This is a genomic window from Chromobacterium sp. IIBBL 290-4 (assembly GCF_024207115.1).
GTDB lineage: Bacteria > Pseudomonadota > Gammaproteobacteria > Burkholderiales > Chromobacteriaceae > Chromobacterium.
Genome location: NZ_CP100128.1, coordinates 2,246,884 through 2,263,199, shown reverse-complemented (window position 1 = coordinate 2,263,199; position 16,316 = coordinate 2,246,884). Strand labels below are relative to the sequence as shown.

At 63.2% G+C, this 16,316-nt stretch carries 16 protein-coding genes and 2 tRNA genes; 4 read left to right on the top strand and 14 right to left on the bottom strand.

The genetic code is table 11. From position 1 onward, the window contains the following. Positions 1 to 44 precede the first annotated feature (44 nt). From NKT35_RS10400 to ttcA, 13 genes are all read right to left on the bottom strand, one after another. The gene (locus tag NKT35_RS10400; RefSeq protein WP_254301015.1) at positions 45 to 1,274 is read right to left on the bottom strand and encodes a glycosyltransferase family 4 protein; all 1,230 of its coding nucleotides are present in this window, start codon (positions 1,272 to 1,274) and stop codon (positions 45 to 47) included. Between the two features lies 1 nt (position 1,275). Then, entirely contained in the window at positions 1,276 to 1,704 is a 429-nt protein-coding gene (locus tag NKT35_RS10395; RefSeq protein WP_254301014.1) for a hypothetical protein, read from the bottom strand. Continuing rightward, a complete protein-coding gene (locus tag NKT35_RS10390; RefSeq protein WP_254301013.1) occupies positions 1,701 to 2,810 on the bottom strand; it encodes a glycosyltransferase family 4 protein in 1,110 nt (369 codons plus the stop codon). The genes NKT35_RS10395 and NKT35_RS10390 overlap by 4 nt, the downstream gene beginning before the upstream one ends. Before the next feature lie 3 nt (positions 2,811 to 2,813). Next, positions 2,814 to 3,896, bottom strand: a complete 1,083-nt coding sequence (locus tag NKT35_RS10385; RefSeq protein ID WP_254301012.1) for a glycosyltransferase family 4 protein — start codon at positions 3,894 to 3,896, stop codon at positions 2,814 to 2,816. Next, positions 3,889 to 4,470: an acyltransferase gene (locus tag NKT35_RS10380; protein WP_254301011.1), complete on the bottom strand. Its 582-nt coding sequence runs from the start codon at positions 4,468 to 4,470 to the stop codon at positions 3,889 to 3,891. The genes NKT35_RS10385 and NKT35_RS10380 overlap by 8 nt, the downstream gene beginning before the upstream one ends. Continuing rightward, positions 4,467 to 5,738: a lipopolysaccharide biosynthesis protein gene (locus NKT35_RS10375; protein ID WP_254301010.1), complete on the bottom strand. Its 1,272-nt coding sequence runs from the start codon at positions 5,736 to 5,738 to the stop codon at positions 4,467 to 4,469. The genes NKT35_RS10380 and NKT35_RS10375 overlap by 4 nt, the downstream gene beginning before the upstream one ends. Before the next feature lie 5 nt (positions 5,739 to 5,743). Beyond that, positions 5,744 to 6,841, bottom strand: a complete 1,098-nt coding sequence (locus tag NKT35_RS10370) for a DegT/DnrJ/EryC1/StrS family aminotransferase (protein WP_254301009.1) — start codon at positions 6,839 to 6,841, stop codon at positions 5,744 to 5,746. Between the two features lie 113 nt (positions 6,842 to 6,954). Beyond that, the gene (locus tag NKT35_RS10365; protein ID WP_254301008.1) at positions 6,955 to 7,533 is read right to left on the bottom strand and encodes an acyltransferase; all 579 of its coding nucleotides are present in this window, start codon (positions 7,531 to 7,533) and stop codon (positions 6,955 to 6,957) included. Between the two features lie 14 nt (positions 7,534 to 7,547). Continuing rightward, positions 7,548 to 8,084 carry a DUF4337 domain-containing protein gene (locus NKT35_RS10360; RefSeq protein ID WP_254301007.1) on the bottom strand — a complete coding sequence of 179 codons (537 nt, stop codon included), beginning with the start codon at positions 8,082 to 8,084 and terminating at the stop codon, positions 7,548 to 7,550. Between the two features lie 54 nt (positions 8,085 to 8,138). Then, positions 8,139 to 9,203: a Gfo/Idh/MocA family protein gene (locus tag NKT35_RS10355; RefSeq protein WP_305883474.1), complete on the bottom strand. Its 1,065-nt coding sequence runs from the start codon at positions 9,201 to 9,203 to the stop codon at positions 8,139 to 8,141. 92 nt (positions 9,204 to 9,295) lie between these two features. Then, the gene (locus tag NKT35_RS10350; RefSeq protein WP_254301006.1) at positions 9,296 to 10,600 is read right to left on the bottom strand and encodes a nucleotide sugar dehydrogenase; all 1,305 of its coding nucleotides are present in this window, start codon (positions 10,598 to 10,600) and stop codon (positions 9,296 to 9,298) included. 220 nt (positions 10,601 to 10,820) lie between these two features. Beyond that, on the bottom strand, positions 10,821 to 11,621 hold the full coding sequence (locus NKT35_RS10345; protein WP_256493445.1) for a polyamine aminopropyltransferase: 801 nt from the start codon (positions 11,619 to 11,621) through the stop codon (positions 10,821 to 10,823). Continuing rightward, positions 11,611 to 12,576, bottom strand: a complete 966-nt coding sequence (ttcA, locus tag NKT35_RS10340; RefSeq protein WP_254301005.1) for a tRNA 2-thiocytidine(32) synthetase TtcA — start codon at positions 12,574 to 12,576, stop codon at positions 11,611 to 11,613. Before ttcA ends, NKT35_RS10345 begins: the two co-directional genes overlap by 11 nt. 153 nt (positions 12,577 to 12,729) lie before the next feature. On the opposite strand from ttcA, the gene NKT35_RS10335 reads away from it, so the two are divergent. Then, positions 12,730 to 13,461 carry a hypothetical protein gene (locus NKT35_RS10335; protein WP_254301004.1) on the top strand — a complete coding sequence of 244 codons (732 nt, stop codon included), beginning with the start codon at positions 12,730 to 12,732 and terminating at the stop codon, positions 13,459 to 13,461. Between the two features lie 17 nt (positions 13,462 to 13,478). Here the strand turns inward: NKT35_RS10335 and NKT35_RS10330 are convergent, their stop codons facing one another. Continuing rightward, positions 13,479 to 14,237: a pteridine reductase gene (locus NKT35_RS10330; RefSeq protein WP_254301003.1), complete on the bottom strand. Its 759-nt coding sequence runs from the start codon at positions 14,235 to 14,237 to the stop codon at positions 13,479 to 13,481. Between the two features lie 85 nt (positions 14,238 to 14,322). Here NKT35_RS10330 and NKT35_RS10325 point away from each other — a divergent pair, with 85 nt between their 5' ends. From NKT35_RS10325 to NKT35_RS10315, 3 genes are all read left to right on the top strand, one after another. Next, entirely contained in the window at positions 14,323 to 15,480 is a 1,158-nt protein-coding gene (locus NKT35_RS10325) for a class I SAM-dependent methyltransferase (protein ID WP_254301002.1), read from the top strand. Positions 15,481 to 15,558: 78 nt separating this feature from the next. After that, positions 15,559 to 15,635: transfer RNA gene (locus NKT35_RS10320), tRNA-Met, on the top strand. 35 nt (positions 15,636 to 15,670) lie between these two features. Continuing rightward, positions 15,671 to 15,747 (top strand) — tRNA-Met (locus NKT35_RS10315). Positions 15,748 to 16,316 lie beyond the last annotated feature (569 nt).

Here is a 16,316-nt window from a genome sequence, read left to right as displayed (position 1 = left end):
ATCGGCGGAACGCCCGCGCAGCGGGCTTCCGCTCTACGCCAAAATCACAGCTTCACCGCCGCCAGGAAGCGCCGCGCCAGCACCGCGTAATCGTGGTTGGCCAGTACATAGGCCTTGCCGGCTACGCCCATCGCTGCGCGCTCGGCCACGGGCAGCACCGCCATGCGCTTGACTGCGTCGGCGATCACGGCCGGGTCTTCCACGCCTATGCTCAAGCCCGCGCCGGCATCCTTGACCATGTCGTTGCCGGCTTCCACCGAGTGGATCACCGGCTTGCCGGCCATCATGTAATCGAACAGTTTGTTCGGGTTGATGCCAAAGCGGTAGATCGGCAGCTTGCGCCAGCCTATGTACAGCGCGTCGCATTCGGCCAGGAAGGCCGGCACGCTGCGCTTGGCGATGGCGGGCAGGAACATCACATTGTTCAGCTTCAGTTCGGCCGCGCGCGCCACCAGCGCTTCCTTGTCAGGGCCGTCGCCCACCAACACGAAAGTCACCGGCGCGCCCTGCATCAAGGCCGCGGCCTCCAGCAGATAATCCAGCGCGTTGGCCAGGCCATGGCCGCCGGCGTAGCCGACGATGAAGCGGCCGCGCGCCTTGAGTTCGGCCAAGCGCATCCGGTGCTCGGCCGACAAGGGCTGCGCCTCGCCCTGCCATTCGCTGACGTCCACGCCGTTGGGAATCACCGCGTATTTTTCCGGCGCCATGCCGTGCGCCATCATGTAATCCCTGGCGCAAGGCAGCATCGACACCACGGTGTCGGCGCGCTTGTAGCCGAAGTCCTCAGCCCATTGCAGCAGGCGGATGAAGGGGTGCTTGGGCGACATGCCGCCCACTTCCACCGGCGTCAGCGGCCACAGATCGTGCACCTCGTACACCAGCCGCGCGCCGGTCTTGTTGGCGATCCACGCCGCCGGCACGGTGTCCAGCGGATAGGTGGATGAGGCGATCACCACATCCGGCTTCCATTCTTTCAGATAGCGCTTGGACAGGCCCATCACCTTGGCGAGGAAGCTGAAGATGTTCAGCACCCGGCCAATGCCGTTGCCCTGGTAAGGGCGGGTCTTGCACCAGGTGTAACGGATACCGTCGATGTCTTCGTCTTGATACTTGCCATCCACCTGCGGATGGGTCTGGCGCAGATGCGACACATCGGCCGCCAGCATGTTCACTTCGTGCCCGGCCTGCACCCATTCGCGCGCCAAGTAGTAGGGGCGGAATTCCATGCCGTGGCGCGGGCTGCCGGCGTAGTGATTGATATAGAGAATACGCATCTTATTGCTTGTCTTGAGTCTTGTTGGCGCGCTCCAGCTGCCGCCATTGAGTGTGGGCGAACCAGGCGCCCAAAAGCAGCCAGAACAACAGTGCCGGGCCCATCGACAGCGCTGGTTTGCTTTGCGCCACCGACGACATGCCGAAAATAAACAGGGTGAGCGGCACGCCGCGGCCCAGCACGCCGAAAATCAAAATGAACCTCGCCTTGCCGCGGGCCTGGATCGCCGGCCACCCCTCCACTGCCAGTGCATTGCCGAGCCAGACTTTGTTTAACCACAAAGGCAGCAGCAACAACGCGGCCAACATCAGGTGAGCCGCGATCATCAGCGGCGAAGCTGCAATGCCGGCCACAGCGTGATTAACTTGAAACAGCAGCACGGCGGCCAAAGGCACCAGCAGCAAGGGCAGCAATACCGAACGCGGTTTCATCGGCCAGCCCCATCCAACTGGCGATATAGACCGACCAGCTTGTCGGCCTCGGCCGCCCAGCTGTATTTGTTCAACACCGCCCGCTTGCCGGATTCGCCCAGCTTGCGCATCCGTTCTTCATCGCCGAGCAGTTCATTGACGGCGGCGGCGATGGCGGCGGCATCCTGCGGGTCCACCAGCAGGCCGCAGCCGGCGTCGTCGACGATCTCGCGCCACACCGGGAAGTCGCTGGCGATCACCGGCATGCCGGCAGCCATGTATTCGAATAATTTGATCGGCAGCGCATCCACGTAATTGGGCGTCGGAAACAGCGTCACCAGGCCGATCTTGCTCTTGGCCAATACCTCGGCCACGCCTTTGCGATCCAGCACGCCCAGATCGTTGACGCGCGCCCAACCCGGCTGAGCCGTCACTTTGGCGCGCAGATCGCTCTCGCTCCACGGTCCGGCCAGATTCAAGCGGGTAGACGTGTCCGGCAAGGCGGCGACGATGGGCTCGATGCCGCGGATGCGGCTGATGCCGCCGATATAGCACACTTCATTGCGGCGGCTTTCCCACGGCGTGTCGCGCACCAGCTCTTCCAGTATCGGGAAGTTGCACACGTCCAGCGCGTTGGCGCCCAACTTTTCAAAGCGTTTGCGGATATGCGGGGTGGAGGTGACGATGGCGTCGAAGCGGCGCGCCGCCCAGTCTTCCAGCGTCTCGAAGCCGCCGGACACCAGCGGGCGCACCGCGCCCGGTATCCAGTGCTTGGCTAGGATCTGCCGCGGCACATCCTCGTGCACATCGTACACCACCTTGATGCCGGCCTGCTTCAGGCGCACGCCGGCGGGAATCAGTTCCGGATCGTGGAAATGCACCACGTCCGGCCGCAGCTGCAGCGCAGCCTGGTAAACGCGCTTGACGGTGCCGGTCATCCGCGAGAAGCGGCCGCCGGTTTTGGGGCCGACATCGTGGATGCGCACGCCGTTGCGGATTTCCTCGCCCTGCCCGTCGGCGACGATCAACGTCACCTCGTGGCCGGCCGCCGCCAGCGAGCAGCATTCTTTGACGAAGATGCGGATGTCGTGGCGCGGATGGGCGGAGGTCAGGTGGGCAATTTTCATTTTTTAAACCTTTTGCGCGGCCAGCGCGCGGAGCAAATCAGCGAAGCCGGCCATATTGGCCTGATGCAGCGCCTTGGCCGCCACCAGGCCGCGATTCGTTTCGGCGATGCGCGACAGTACGGCGTCGTTTTCGGCCTGTTCCATGGCGCGCAGCAGTTGCGGCCCCAGCCGGCTCACGTCCTCGGCGATGGCGCCGTTGAGGCCGTCTATAACCCATTCGCCGTTGGCCGGCAGATTGGACAACAGCGGCAGGCAGCCATGGCCCATCGCCTCCAGCAGGCTGATGCTGGTGGCGTCGGAACGCGGCACGCTGACGAAGACGCGGGAGTCGGCATACAGCTTGCCCAAGGTGGCGCTGTCGACAAAACCGCTAAATTCAATGCGCTTGAGACCCAGCGATGCCGCCAGTTGTTTCAGATTGTCGGTCTCGCTGCCGCTGGCGGCGACGACCAGATTCCAGTCGCCGCAGCGGCCGCTGCTTTCCACCTCGGCCCAGCCCTTGAGGATGGCGTCGATTCGGTACAGCGGCTTGTGCAGCCTGCAGGACAGCAGCTGTTTTTTCTTGGCGGCGACGACAGGCTGCGGCGGCAGCGCGTCTATGCCGTAATTGAGCAGAGAGATCCTGCAATCGCCGGCCAGCTCGCGGATTTTCGCCGCCATGTACAAGGAATCAGAGGTGATGGCGGCGGCGGCCTGCAGATTGCCGCGCACCATGGCGCGCATCAGCGGGTTCTGATCCGGCAGCAGCAGCACATCCGAGCCCCAGGCCGTCAACAGCATGGGAATGTCAGAACCGGTCAGCGCGCGGCGCGCATGCCAGGCCACGCTATTGGCCTGGTGGACATGGACCGCGTCCGGCTTCACCGCGGCGATCCAGGCCTTGAGCTTGCCGGCGCTGGACAGCGCCTTCAGGCTGAAATCCACCCGCAGCTCGCCCTTCAGATTGGCCGGCCGCTTGTCGCTGGGAAGCTCGCCATTGCAAGCCAGGTACAACTCATCCACATGCGGCGCGATGCCGGACAGGAAACGCCAGGTATGAATGGAAGCCGAGCCCACCACCAGCAGGCGGGCGATCTTGTCAGTCATTGGCCCAGGCCTCGTACAGCGGATGCAGGTCCGGATATTGCGCCAGCCATTCGGCGTCGGCGTCGCGGGTATCGCCCACCACCCGCGCCGGATTGCCGGCCAGGATGGCGAAATCGGGATAGTCGCCGGCCTGGACAAAGCTATACGCCGACACGATGCTGCCCTTGCCCAGAGTAACCCCCGGCATCAACACCGAGTGCGGGCCGAGGAAGCAATACTTGCCCAGCTTGGTCGGTTTCTTCAGATAACCGGCGTGGTTGCCGCGATCCAGATACTCGCGTCCATACAAGCGGATGGCCACATGGCTGGAATGCGTCAGCAAGGACACATAATTGGTGATCTGGCAGCCCTCGCCTATGTACAGGCCGCCGGAGGCGTCCACCAGATTGAAATGGCCGATATAGACATTGTCCTCGACCATCAGTTTGTCGATATGTTCGATCCGCGTCATATTGGAGACGCGGGTGCGCTTGAGGAAGACCCCGTCGCCGCGGCGAAAACCATACACCATGCGCGGCCTCACCCAAGCCGACAGCCGGAAGCGGATCCGGCTGAGCAGTCCATTCCAATTCATTTCGCCGCCTTATAGAGCCAGGTGAAGTAAGCAATGAAGTAGCCGGCCATCACGACCGACACCAGCTGGAACGTAGCAACGGCATCCTGCCACAAACTAAAGCCCAGCCACAGCGTGCCCAGGAACAGCACCGCCTGCACCAGCGACAACATGAAAGCGAAGCGCTGCCGGTTGATCACCGGCGGCACCATGCCCAGCGGCGAGGCGATGAAGTGGAACAGGATGTACAGCGACATCGCTTCGGCGTAGCGGCCGGCCTCGGCCCATTTCGCGCCGAACACCAAGGTGAACAAGGGCTCGCCGAAAATCTGGATGACCAGGAAGGGGAACAAGGACAGGCCGAACAGCATCAACATCATCTTGCGCAAGATGGGACGCAAGGGCTTGCCCAGATTGCGCGCCTCCGCCAGCTCGCGGTAGGCCACCTGCGCCACCGCCTGGCCGATCAAGGCCGCCGGCAGCTTCAGCACCCGCATCATCAGGCCGTAGAAACCCACCGCCGAGGTGCTGGCCAATACGGTCAGCGCCGCCAGCGTGGCGGAGTCCAGCAAGGCGGTGCTCAGCGCGTGCGGCGCGTTGATCTTGGGAAATTCGATATAGGCCAGCGCCGCTTCGCGCATGTCGCGGCGGCTCAGCTCACGCCGCCAGCCGAAGCGCGATTTCAGATCGGTCCAGGCTTGCGCCAGCAAAGAGCCCACTTGGCCGGCGAACTGGCCCAGAATCAGCCCCCCCGCGCCGGCGCCCAGCCAGCCTGCCGCCACCTGCACGCCGGCCATGCCGAAAGACTGCGCCATCCGGCCATTGGCGTTGGCCTGGTAGCGGCGATGGCGGTTGTTCCAGTTGGTCCAGGCTTGCATCAGGCCCGCCAGCAATACCGACAGCGGCAGCAGTGCCAGCCACGGCTCCAGCTCCGGCGCGCCCAGATGGGCGGCGATGTGGGCGTGGCCGCCGCTGAGCACCAGCAATACGATCAGCATCGCCAGCGCGGTCGAGAACAAAATGGACAGGCCCATCAGATTGCTGGCCTGCTTTTCGCTGGCCGGCAAGACTATGGCCATCTCGTAGCGGGCGGTGGCCAGCACCGCCAGCGTCGACATCCACGACACATACACCGCCTGGATGCCGACCTCGTGCGGATCATACAAGCGGGTGATCAGCGGCGAGGCCAGCAACGGCACCACTTGCGCCACCGCCGCCCCGGTCACCAGGGTGAGGATGTGGCGCAGGAAGCCGCTTTTAGGCAAACGCAGGGAAGACAAAGTCAGCATGCCCCTCAGCCCAGCGCCTTCTTCACCGCCTCGACGATCGCATCCTGCGCTTCTTCAGTCAGGAAGGGGTGCATCGGCAGGCTCATCACGCGCTTGCCGGCGGCTTCGGAATGCGGGAAGCTGCCTTCGCCCAAGCCCAGATGGGCGAAGGCCGGCTGCAGGTGCAGCGGAATCGGGTAATGCACGGCGGTCGGCACGCCCAGCTCTTTCAGCTTGGCCTGCACCGCGTCGCGGTTGTCCACCTCGATGGTGTACTGAGCGTAGACGTGGGTATTGCCCGCGCCGATGACCGGCACGCGCGCCACGTCCTTCAGCAGCTCGCTGTAGCGCGCGCCGATGCGTTCGCGGGCGGCCACTTCGTCGGCGAAGCTGGGCAGCTTGGCCAGCAGCACCGCGGCCTGGATGGTGTCCAGACGGCCGTTCAAGCCGATCACCGGATGGTGGTAGCGGCGGTCCTGGCCGTGGACGCGGATTTCACGGATTTTCTTGGCCAGCGCGTCGTCGCTGGTGAATACCGCGCCGCCGTCGCCATAGCAGCCCAGCGGCTTGCTGGGGAAGAAGCTGGTGCAGCCGATGGTGGACAGATTGCTCGACTTCTTGCCGTTCTGGCTGGCGCCGAAGCTCTGCGCGCCGTCCTCGATCACCGCGATGCCGTGCTTGGCGGCGATGGCGTTGATGGCGTCGAAGTCCGCGGCCTGGCCATACAGGCTGACCGGCATGATGGCCTTGGTACGCGGGGTGATCGCCGCTTCCAGCAGTTTCGGGTCCAGGTTGTAGCTGACCGGGTCGATATCGACGAACACCGGCTTGGCGCCCAATAGCGCGATCATCTCGCCGGTGGCGATGAAAGTGAACGGGGTGGTGATCACTTCGTCGCCGGCGCCGATGCCCAGCGCCATCATCGCGATCAGCAGCGCCTTGGTGCCGTCGCAGACGCCGATGGCGTGCTTGGCGCCGGTGTAGGCGGCCAGCTGCTCCTCCACCTCTTTCACTTCCGGCCCCATGATGTACTGGCCATGATCCAGCACCGCGTGGATGCGGGCGTCGATGTCGGCTTTCAGATGCTGGTATTGCGCTTTCAGATCGATGAACTGGATGGACATAAGAGGATCAACCCCAATCAATATTTTGAAAATTGTCGCGCGCGGATTGCGCATATTGCGCGGCAAAACCTGGCGAACGCCCGCCGCGCCAGCGCGGCATCCGCCCTTGCTGTTTAATTTTCGACGCGGATCGGCGTGCAGTGATTGCCGCCCACTTCGTAATGGATGGCGCACACCGGGCAAGAGTGGGTGCCGATGTCGTTGGACAGCCGCTCGCCGCAGGAGCACATCCAGCCGATGCGCTTGGCCGGCGTGCCCACCATCAGCGCGTAAGCCGGCACGTCGCGCGTCACCACCGCGCCGGCGCCGATGAAGGCGTACTCGCCCACGGTGTGGCCGCAGACGATGGTGGCGTTGGCGCCGATAGACGCGCCTTTCTTCACCACGGTGCGGCGGTATTCGTTCTTGCGGTTGACGTGGCTGCGCGGATTGTTGACGTTGGTGAACACCATGGACGGGCCGCAGAACACGTCGTCTTCCAGCGTCACCGCGTCGTAGATCGACACATTATTCTGCACCTTGACGTTGTCGCCTATCAGCACGTCGTTGCCGACGAACACGTTCTGGCCGAAGGAACAGCCCTTGCCGATCTTGGCGCCGCCGCAGATATGGACCCAGTGCCAGACACGGGTGCCGGCGCCGATGCTGGCGCCTTCGTCTACGATGGCGGTGGAGTGAACGGTGTATTCCATGGATGCAACCTTGCTCAGAAAATCAGAAAAAAGCCGTCGGCGAAGTACAGCAGACCCAGCGCGCCGACGGGCAGCGCCGCATGCCAGATGCGCTTGCGCTTGAACAGGCCGGCGATGGATGAAATCAGGATCGCCACCTGCAGAAAGATCACCGCCACGCCGAAGGGCTTGCCCTGGCGCTGCGCCAGATTGCGTTCGTCCTCCAGCTTGCGGGCGCTCAGCTCGATTTGCTTGCGCTCGGACGCATAGCGCTGCGCGCGCTTGTCGGCTTCGTCTATCGCGGCCTGGTAACGTTGGCGCTTGGCTTCGTCGGCCTGGCCCAGGGTATCGCGTTCCAGCTTCAGCCGATCGCGCTCGATCTCGTACTGATTGCCCTTGATGCCCTTGGCCTGATAATAGGCCCACTGGTCCGAGGCTTGCTGCTGCGCGATCACGCTGCGCGTGGAATAGCCGCCGCCCTTGAAGGTGGACAGCGTGGCGCACACCGCCAGGATGACCGTGGTGAGCGCCAAATAATTAAGCCAGGGTTCTTTCTTTTCTTCCGCCATCATTCACCCATATCGACGTAACAAGGCCGGCTCCAAGGAGCCGGCCGCCATCCATCATCAATAATCCAGCGGCAGGCTGACGCGGCGGCCGTCGCGGGCGGACAGATACATCGCGATCAGCAACTCCAGCGACTTCAGGCCCTCGCGGCCGTCGGTTTCCGGCGTGGCTTCGCCGCGCATGGTCTTGATCACATTGTCGTAATACAGCGGGTGGCCGAAACCGTAGACGCTGGTGGTCGCGTAGCTGGCGGCCTTGATGTCTTCATCCATCGCGTGCGGCTCGGCGAATTCCCAGTGCTGGATCTCGTTGACGGCCATGCCGCCGACGCGCACCGAGCCCTTTTCACCCAGGATGGTGATGCTGCCTTCCAGATTCTTGGGGTAGGTCAGCATGGTGACGTTCATGCTGCCCAGCGCGCCGGAGCGCCACTTGACACTGACGGTGCCGGTGTCTTCCACCTCGATATTGCGCGCCAGCGTGGCGGTGTAAGCCTGCACGCTTTCCACCGGGCCGATCAGCCAGTCCAGCAGGTCGACATAGTGGCTGGCCTGGTTCATGAAGGCGCCGCCGTCGAATTCCCAGGTGCCGCGCCAGCCGGCCGCGTCGTAATACTCCTGCGGACGGGTCCAGAACACATTGACGTTGACCATGTAGATGCGGCCGAAGCGCTTTTCCGTCATCGCGCGCTTGAGCAACTGCAGCGTGTCGTTGCGGCGGTTCTGCTTGACCACGAACAGATATTTTTTAGCTTTGTCGGCGGCCTTGACCATTTCCAGGCCGTCTTCCCAGCGGGTGGCCATCGGCTTTTCGGTCATCACATGGAAGCCGGCTTCCGAGCACTCGATGCTCTGGGTCGGGTGCAGGCCGGACGGCGTGGTCAGGATGATGATGTCGGCTGTGGTCTGCGCCAGCATGTCGGTGAGATTGCTGTGGCCGCGGGCGCCGGTGCGCTCCACCGCCGATGCCAGCGCCGCCGGATCGATATCGCAGACATCGACCAGCTCGGCGCGGTCGACGTGCTTTTCCAGCGCGCCGAAATGGTTGTTGGCGATGCGGCCGCAGCCCACCAGGGCGAAGCGGATCTTGCGGTCGGTGATCGGCGGGAGGTGCAGGGTGTGCATGGTGAAACCTTATGAATCAGCCGCGAAGCCGGTGAAAAGCGCGAGAGGCCAAACCCGCCTCTCGCCCATTCCGCCGATTGCGCGGCAAAGATTTACGCTTTAACGATGTTGTCGGCCGGCTGCAGATACTTGCCGCGGCTGTCCACCACCAGTTGAGCCTTGGACTTGATCAGCTCGTAGTCGAACTTGTCATGGTCGGTGGCCAAGAGCACGCAGTCGTAGCTGGCGATGGACTCGGCGCTCAGCGCCACGCTGGAGAGCTCGAAGTGGTGCTCGCGCATCTTCGGGAACACCGGCACGTGCGGGTCGCTGTAGGACACTTCCGCGCCCAGGTCGCGCAGCTTTTCCATCAGGAACACCGACGGGCTTTCGCGCATGTCGTCGACGTTCTTCTTGTAGGCGATGCCCAGCACCAGCACGCGGCTGCCGTTGATGGCCTTCTTGCGCAGGTTCAGCGCGGAAGCCACTTTCGAGATCACATAATCGGGCATGGCGCTGTTCACTTCGCCGGCCAGTTCGATGAAACGGGTGTTGACGCCGTATTCGCGCGCTTTCCAGGTCAGGTAGAACGGGTCGATCGGGATGCAGTGGCCGCCCAGGCCCGGGCCCGGATAGTAGGGCACGAAGCCGAAGGGCTTGGTGGCCGCGGCGCGGATCACTTCGTGAATGTCGATGCCCATCTTGTCGGCGACGATCTTCATTTCATTGACCAGGCCGATATTGACCGCGCGGTGGATGTTTTCCAGCAGCTTGGTCATTTCGGCGGCGCGGGTCGACGACACCGGCACCACCTTGTCGATCACCGCGCTGTACAGCGCCACGCCGATTTCCTGGCAAGCCGGGCTGTAGCCGCCGCACACCTTGGGGATGGTGCGGGTGGTGAAATTCGGGTTGCCCGGATCTTCGCGCTCCGGCGAGAACACCAGGAAGGCATTCTCGCCGACCTTGAAGCCGCGCGACTCCATGCGCGGCAGCAGCTCTTCGTCGGTGGTGCCCGGATAGGTGGTGGATTCCAGCGATACCAGATGGCCTTCGCGCAGATAAGGCACCAGGCTGTCCATGGTGTCCAGCACGAAGCTGAGATCCGGCTCGCGGTATTTGTTCAGCGGGGTCGGCACGCACAGGATCAGCGTGTCGGCTTCGCCGGCGCGCGCGAAATCGGTGGTCGCTTCGAAGCCGCGCTCGCGGGCGGTGGCGATGCTCTCGGCGGAAATGTGCTCGATATAGCTCTTGCCGGCCATCAAGGCATCGACCTTGCTCTTGTCGATGTCGAAGCCCAGCACCTTGTAGCCGACTTCGGCGAAACGCAGCATCAGCGGCAGGCCGACATAGCCCAGCCCCACGATGCCGATCACAGCGGATTTGTCCGCGATACGATTAAGCAGTTGCTGCTTCACGATGAATGTCCCAACAGGATGTAAAAGCTTGAGCGGCAGACGCCCGTCTGCCGCCCGGTCATTCGAATTTTGCGCGTTCACGCCGCCACGTCTGACCCGGGCGCAGGCCCGAAAGCTGCGCCCCAGGCGCGTGCAATGGCGCATTATACGCCGCGTTGCCGCGCCGGAAAGGTAAGCAAACGTAACCGCCGCGCGGTTTTCGAGGCTTAGTTGCGCTGTCTCAGATCAGCAGATGGCCAGCGGTCTGCTGGTTGGTCTGCTTGAGCCGGTTGACGAACTCGCCGAACTCCAGCCCGAAACGGGTTTCCAGCTCGTCGGCGCGCTTTCTCAGCGCCTCCCACTGCGTCAGGCTCGGGCTCTGGCGGAAAGCCATCACCGCGACGTTGCCGTGGGTGGCGGCAGGCAGTTCGATCACCCGCCCCTCGAAAACGTTCAATAAGCGTTCGATGAAATTCTGGTAGCGCTTGTCGCCGCTCCACCAGTTGGTGACGAATACGCCCTTGGGGCTCAAGGCCCGCTTGCAGTCTTCGAAGAAGTCTTCGGTGGTCAGCGCGTCGACGATCTGCAGGCCGTCGAAACCATCCACCAGGATGGCGTCGGTGGAGCCGCGGAAGATCTTCACGTAGTCGGCGCCGTCGGCCTCGACGATCTCGAAGAAATCGCCTTCCTCCGGCAACTGGAAGAAGGCGCGCGCCACCGCGATCACCTGCGGATTGATGTCCACCGCCACGCTGACCGCATCGGGCAGATATTCATCGATGAAGCGGGCGAAAGAGCCGCCGCCCAGGCCGATCTGCAGGATGTGCTTGGGATCGTCGTTCCACAACAGAAAACCCATCATGGCGCGGCTGTAGCTGAGCACCAGGTCCGGCGGATCTTCCAGATCCATCGAGCTTTGTATCGTTTCCGAGCCCAGGTGCAGCGAGCGGATATTGCCCTCTTCCGAGATTTCCACTTCCGGCATTTCTTCCACCGCCGGCCGCACGCGGCGGCGGAACGGGTGCAAGGCCCTACGCGCCACAGCCGCTCTCCTTGCCGCGCGAATCCAGGATGCTGAAGGTGCGCTTTTTCGGCGCCGCTTCCGCATCGTCCGCATCCGGCGTCGGGTCGCGGAATTCTTCCTTGTCGAAGGCGGTGTCTCCGTCGGCGAACGGCGCGTCGCCGGTCTTCAACGAAGCGAAGTCGTACAGCTTGGTGTCGGCCAGATGCGACGGCACCACGTTCTGCAGCGCGCGGAACATGCTCTCGACGCGGCCGGGGAAACGCTTGTCCCAGTCATTGACCATTTCCTTGACCACCTGGCGCTGCAGATTGGGCTGCGAGCCACACAGATTGCACGGAATGATCGGGAACGCTTTCAGATCGGCGTAACGGATGATGTCCTTCTCGCGGCAATAGGCCAGCGGGCGGATCACCATGTGGCGGCCGTCGTCGGACACCAGCTTGGGCGGCATCGCCTTCATCTTGCCGCCGTAGAACATATTCAGGAACAGCGTGTGCAGGATGTCGTCGCGATGGTGGCCCAGCGCAATCTTGGTGGCGCCCAGCTCGTCCGCCACGCGATACAGGATGCCGCGGCGCAGGCGCGAGCACAGGCTGCAGGTGGTCTTGCCTTCCGGCACCAGCCGCTTGACGATGGAATAGGTGTCTTCCTCGACGATGCGGTACTCCACGCCGATGGACTGCAGGTATTCCGGCAGCACGTGCTCGGGGAAGCCCGGCTGCTTCTGGTCCAGATTGACCGCGACGATGGAGAAGTCGATCGGCGCGGACTTTTGCAGGCCCAGCAGGATGTCGAGCAGGGTGTAGCTGTCCTTGCCGCCCGACAGGCAGACCATCACGCGGTCGCCTTCTTCGATCATATTGAAATCATTGATGGCGTCACCGACATGGTGGCGCAGGCGCTTGGCCAGTTTGTTGCCTTCAAACGCGGCCTTCTTGGCCTTGTCGTCGAGCGCGGCGTTCAGTTCGGACATGGGTACGGCTAAGAAATTGAAAAACAGGCGATTTTATTACGAATCGCCCGCCTCCGCCATGGCTATCGCAGCCTCGCTGCGGCAATTTGCCGCAGCGGCCGGCCCTGGCCGCTCCCGTATAGTTTCCGCCCCACCCGCTCAGAACCAGAAACCATGAAACTCGTCCGCTTCGCCTTCAAGGCGCACCGTTATCTGTCCTACCTGATGTTCGCGCAGTTGCTGTTGTGGATACTGGGCGGCGCGGTCTTCGCGCTGATCCCATTCAACAGCCTGACCAAAAGCGGCGCGGTGGTATCCGCGCCCAAGGTGGCGCTGCCCGCCGGCTGGCGGCAGTCGCTGCAAGCCTTGCCGGCCGAGGCCCGCGACATCGACAGCTTCGTCAGCGCGCGCGGCCCGGCCTGGAAGGCCAAGGTCGGCGACGCCACGCTGCTGCTGGACGCCTCCAGCGGCAAAGCGCTGCCCATCGCCGACGCTGAAAGCGTTTCCCGCTTCGCCCGCCAGCTGTATCGCGGCGAGGGCAAGCTGAACGCCATGCGCAAGATAGCCGCCGGCGAAGTGCGGCTGGGCATGGTCGACGAGCTGTATGGCCAGAAAAACGTATGGCAGGCCTCCTTCGACGACTGGCAGCGCACCCGCCTGTATTTCGACGGCGCCAGCGGCGAATATCTGAAAGCCCGCAATGAACTATGGGTGCTGCACGACTTTTTCTGGCGCTTGCACGTGATGGATTACAGCGCAGGCGAGGACTTCAACAACGCGCTGCTGCGCGCCGCCTCGCTGCTGGCGCTGGCCTTCGCGCTGTCGGGCATGGTCCTGACCTGGAACGCGGCGCGCCGCGAATGGGGCCGCGCTCGTCAAAACCGCCTCTCCGCCAAGGCGGCGTAGGCCGCAGGGACTCCGCCTTACAGCACGATGCCGCGCCCGCCGTCCACCGCCAGGATCTGGCCAGTGACGTAAGAGGCGTCCAGCAGCAGAAAAGCCACCGCGCGGGCGATATCTTCCGGCACGCCGGTGCGCTGCAGCGGAATCGTCTCCTCTATCTTGGCCCGCACCGCCGCGCCGAACGACTCATCGCCGTCCGGCCACAGATTGACGCCCGGCGCCACGCCATTGACGCGCACCGCCGGCGCCAGTTCTATCGCCAGGCTGCGGATCAGCTGCGCGTGGCCGGCCTTGGCCAGGTTGTACACCACGTGGCGCGCCATCGGCCTATCGACATGGATATCGGAAATGCCGACGATGGCGCCGCCGCGGCGCGTCAGCTCGGGCGCCAGGGCCTGGCTCAGAAACAGCGGCGCTTTCAGATTGCTGCCCATCAGGTCGTGCCAGGCGGCTTCGTCTATCTGGCCCAGCTCGGTCGGAAAAAAGCTGGAGGCGTTGTTGACCAGCCCGTCGATGCGGCCAAAAGCCGCCACCGCCCGCGCGGCCAAGTCCGGCAAGGCGGCGGCGTCCAGCAAATCGCCCTGCGCCAGCCTGACGCTGTCTTCCCGCTTGCCGTTCAACTCCGCGGCCAGCGCCTCGGCCTCGCCGCGCGAGCCGCGGTAATGCAATACCAGCCGCAAACCACGCGCGTGCAGCTGCCGGGCGATGCCCGCGCCCACCCGCTTGGCCGCGCCGGTAATCAGAATCACGCGCTCATCTTGTTTTTGCTCTGTTAGCATGGCTTCCTCAAAGAATGGCCGTCCGCCCTTCCCGAACGGAACGGTTTGCACCACAATCCCGCCACATTGTAGCAGGACGATACCGATGACCACCCTACCCGCCGCCAGCCCCGAAGCGCTGGCCACCAGTCAGGCCCTGTGCGGCCGCATCCGCGACGCGATTATCGAAGCCGGCGGCTGGATACCCTTTTCGCATTATATGGAACTGGCGCTTTACGCGCCGGGCATGGGCTATTATGCCGCAGGCAGCCGCAAACTGGGCGCGGAGGGCGATTTCATCACCGCGCCGGAGCTGACGCCGCTGTTCGGCCAATGCCTGGCCCGGCAACTGGCGGAGCTGCTGCCGCAGACAGCAGGCGTCATCTACGAATTCGGCGCCGGCACCGGCAAACTGGCCATCGACTTGCTGACCGAACTGGAAGCGCTGAATCAGCTGCCCAGCAAGTATGTGATCCTGGACCTGTCGCCGGACTTGATAGGCCGCCAGCGGCAAAACATCCGCGCCGCGCTGCCGCAGCTGGCCGACCGCGTGGAATGGGCCAGCCGCCTGCCGGACAGCATAGACGGCATCGTCATCGGCAATGAATTATTGGACGCCATGCCCTGCGAGATGGTGTTCCGCGATGAAAACCGCCAGCTGCGCCAACGCGGCGTCACCATCCGCGACGGCGCGCTCGCTTACGAAGACCACGGCTTCGCCGACACGCGCCTGGCCGAACTGGCCGCCGAGCTGCTGCCGGACATCCCCGGCTATGAAACCGAAATCAGCCTGGCCAACCGCGGCTTCATCGCCACCGTGGCCGGCGCGCTGACGCGCGGCGCCATCCTGATGATCGACTACGGCCACGCCGCCGCCGAATACTATCTGCCCGAGCGCAGCATGGGCACGCTGCTGGGCCACTATCGCCACCACACGGTGCAAGACCCCTTCTACCTGCCCGGCCTGATGGACCTGACCTGCCACGTGGATTTCAGCGCCGTCGCCCAAAGCGGCATAGACGCCGGCCTGGACCTGATAGGCTACACCAGCCAGGCGCAGTTCCTGATCAATTGCGGCCTGGCCGAGCGGCTGCAAACGCTGGACGCCAACGACGTGAAGGCTTATCTGCCGGTGGCCAAGGCGGCGCAGCGGCTGCTGTCGCCGCAGGAAATGGGCGAAACCTTCAAGGCGATAGGCTTCGGCAAGGATGTGTCCATCGACTGGCTCGGTTTCGCCCGCGGCGACCGCTGCTACACGCTGTGAGAAAATTGCGAAGATTAGCTTGACAGCGAAAAGGCCGCTCAGTATAGTTCGCGTCTCGGTGCAGCCGCATCGAAACGTGGCGAATTAGCTCAGTTGGTTAGAGCGACGGAATCATAATCCGCAGGTCCGGGGTTCGAGTCCCTGATTCGCCACCACAGTTTGACGAGAAAACGCGCAAGCGGGTTCTCTCGGCGAATTAGCTCAGTTGGTTAGAGCGACGGAATCATAATCCGCAGGTCCGGGGTTCGAGTCCCTGATTCGCCACCAAATACAAGCCCTTGATTTTCATAGTGAAATCAAGGGCTTTTTTACATTTAGCACATACATCACGGCAACGAACTCGCCACTCCCACACCCCTCAAATGACGTCATGGAACACACTCAAGGTCCACAATTAAGGTCCTGATTCACCATCATCCGATGCAGATTGAGGTCAACTCAGCAGCGTTCGTCTTGTGTCTTTCCAACGCCGTGTACTTGGTATGTACTTGCAAACCATCAACGCCTTTCAACATCCACGACCTAGCCATTCAAGGCACGGATGCGACCCAGACTGCCCTCCCAAGCAGTCAGCTCCTACAAGCCCCCCCACACCAAAGACATCAGATTTCGGAACGCAACTCAATCCTCACTTTTCTATATCCGCCGCTCGCGAGGGCTCTGTGAATACTGCGGTGCTGCGCTTGAATCGACAGGATACGACGCCTATCCGGTGCAGTCGCGGTGCCGCGTGTTGCCTGTCAGTATCCGAGCGATACAGCACCTTGGCGTCGGTATGCGATCGGATGTGCAGGTCGTCGGACGTAACCTTGAACAGCACGTCGCTCTGCTTGATG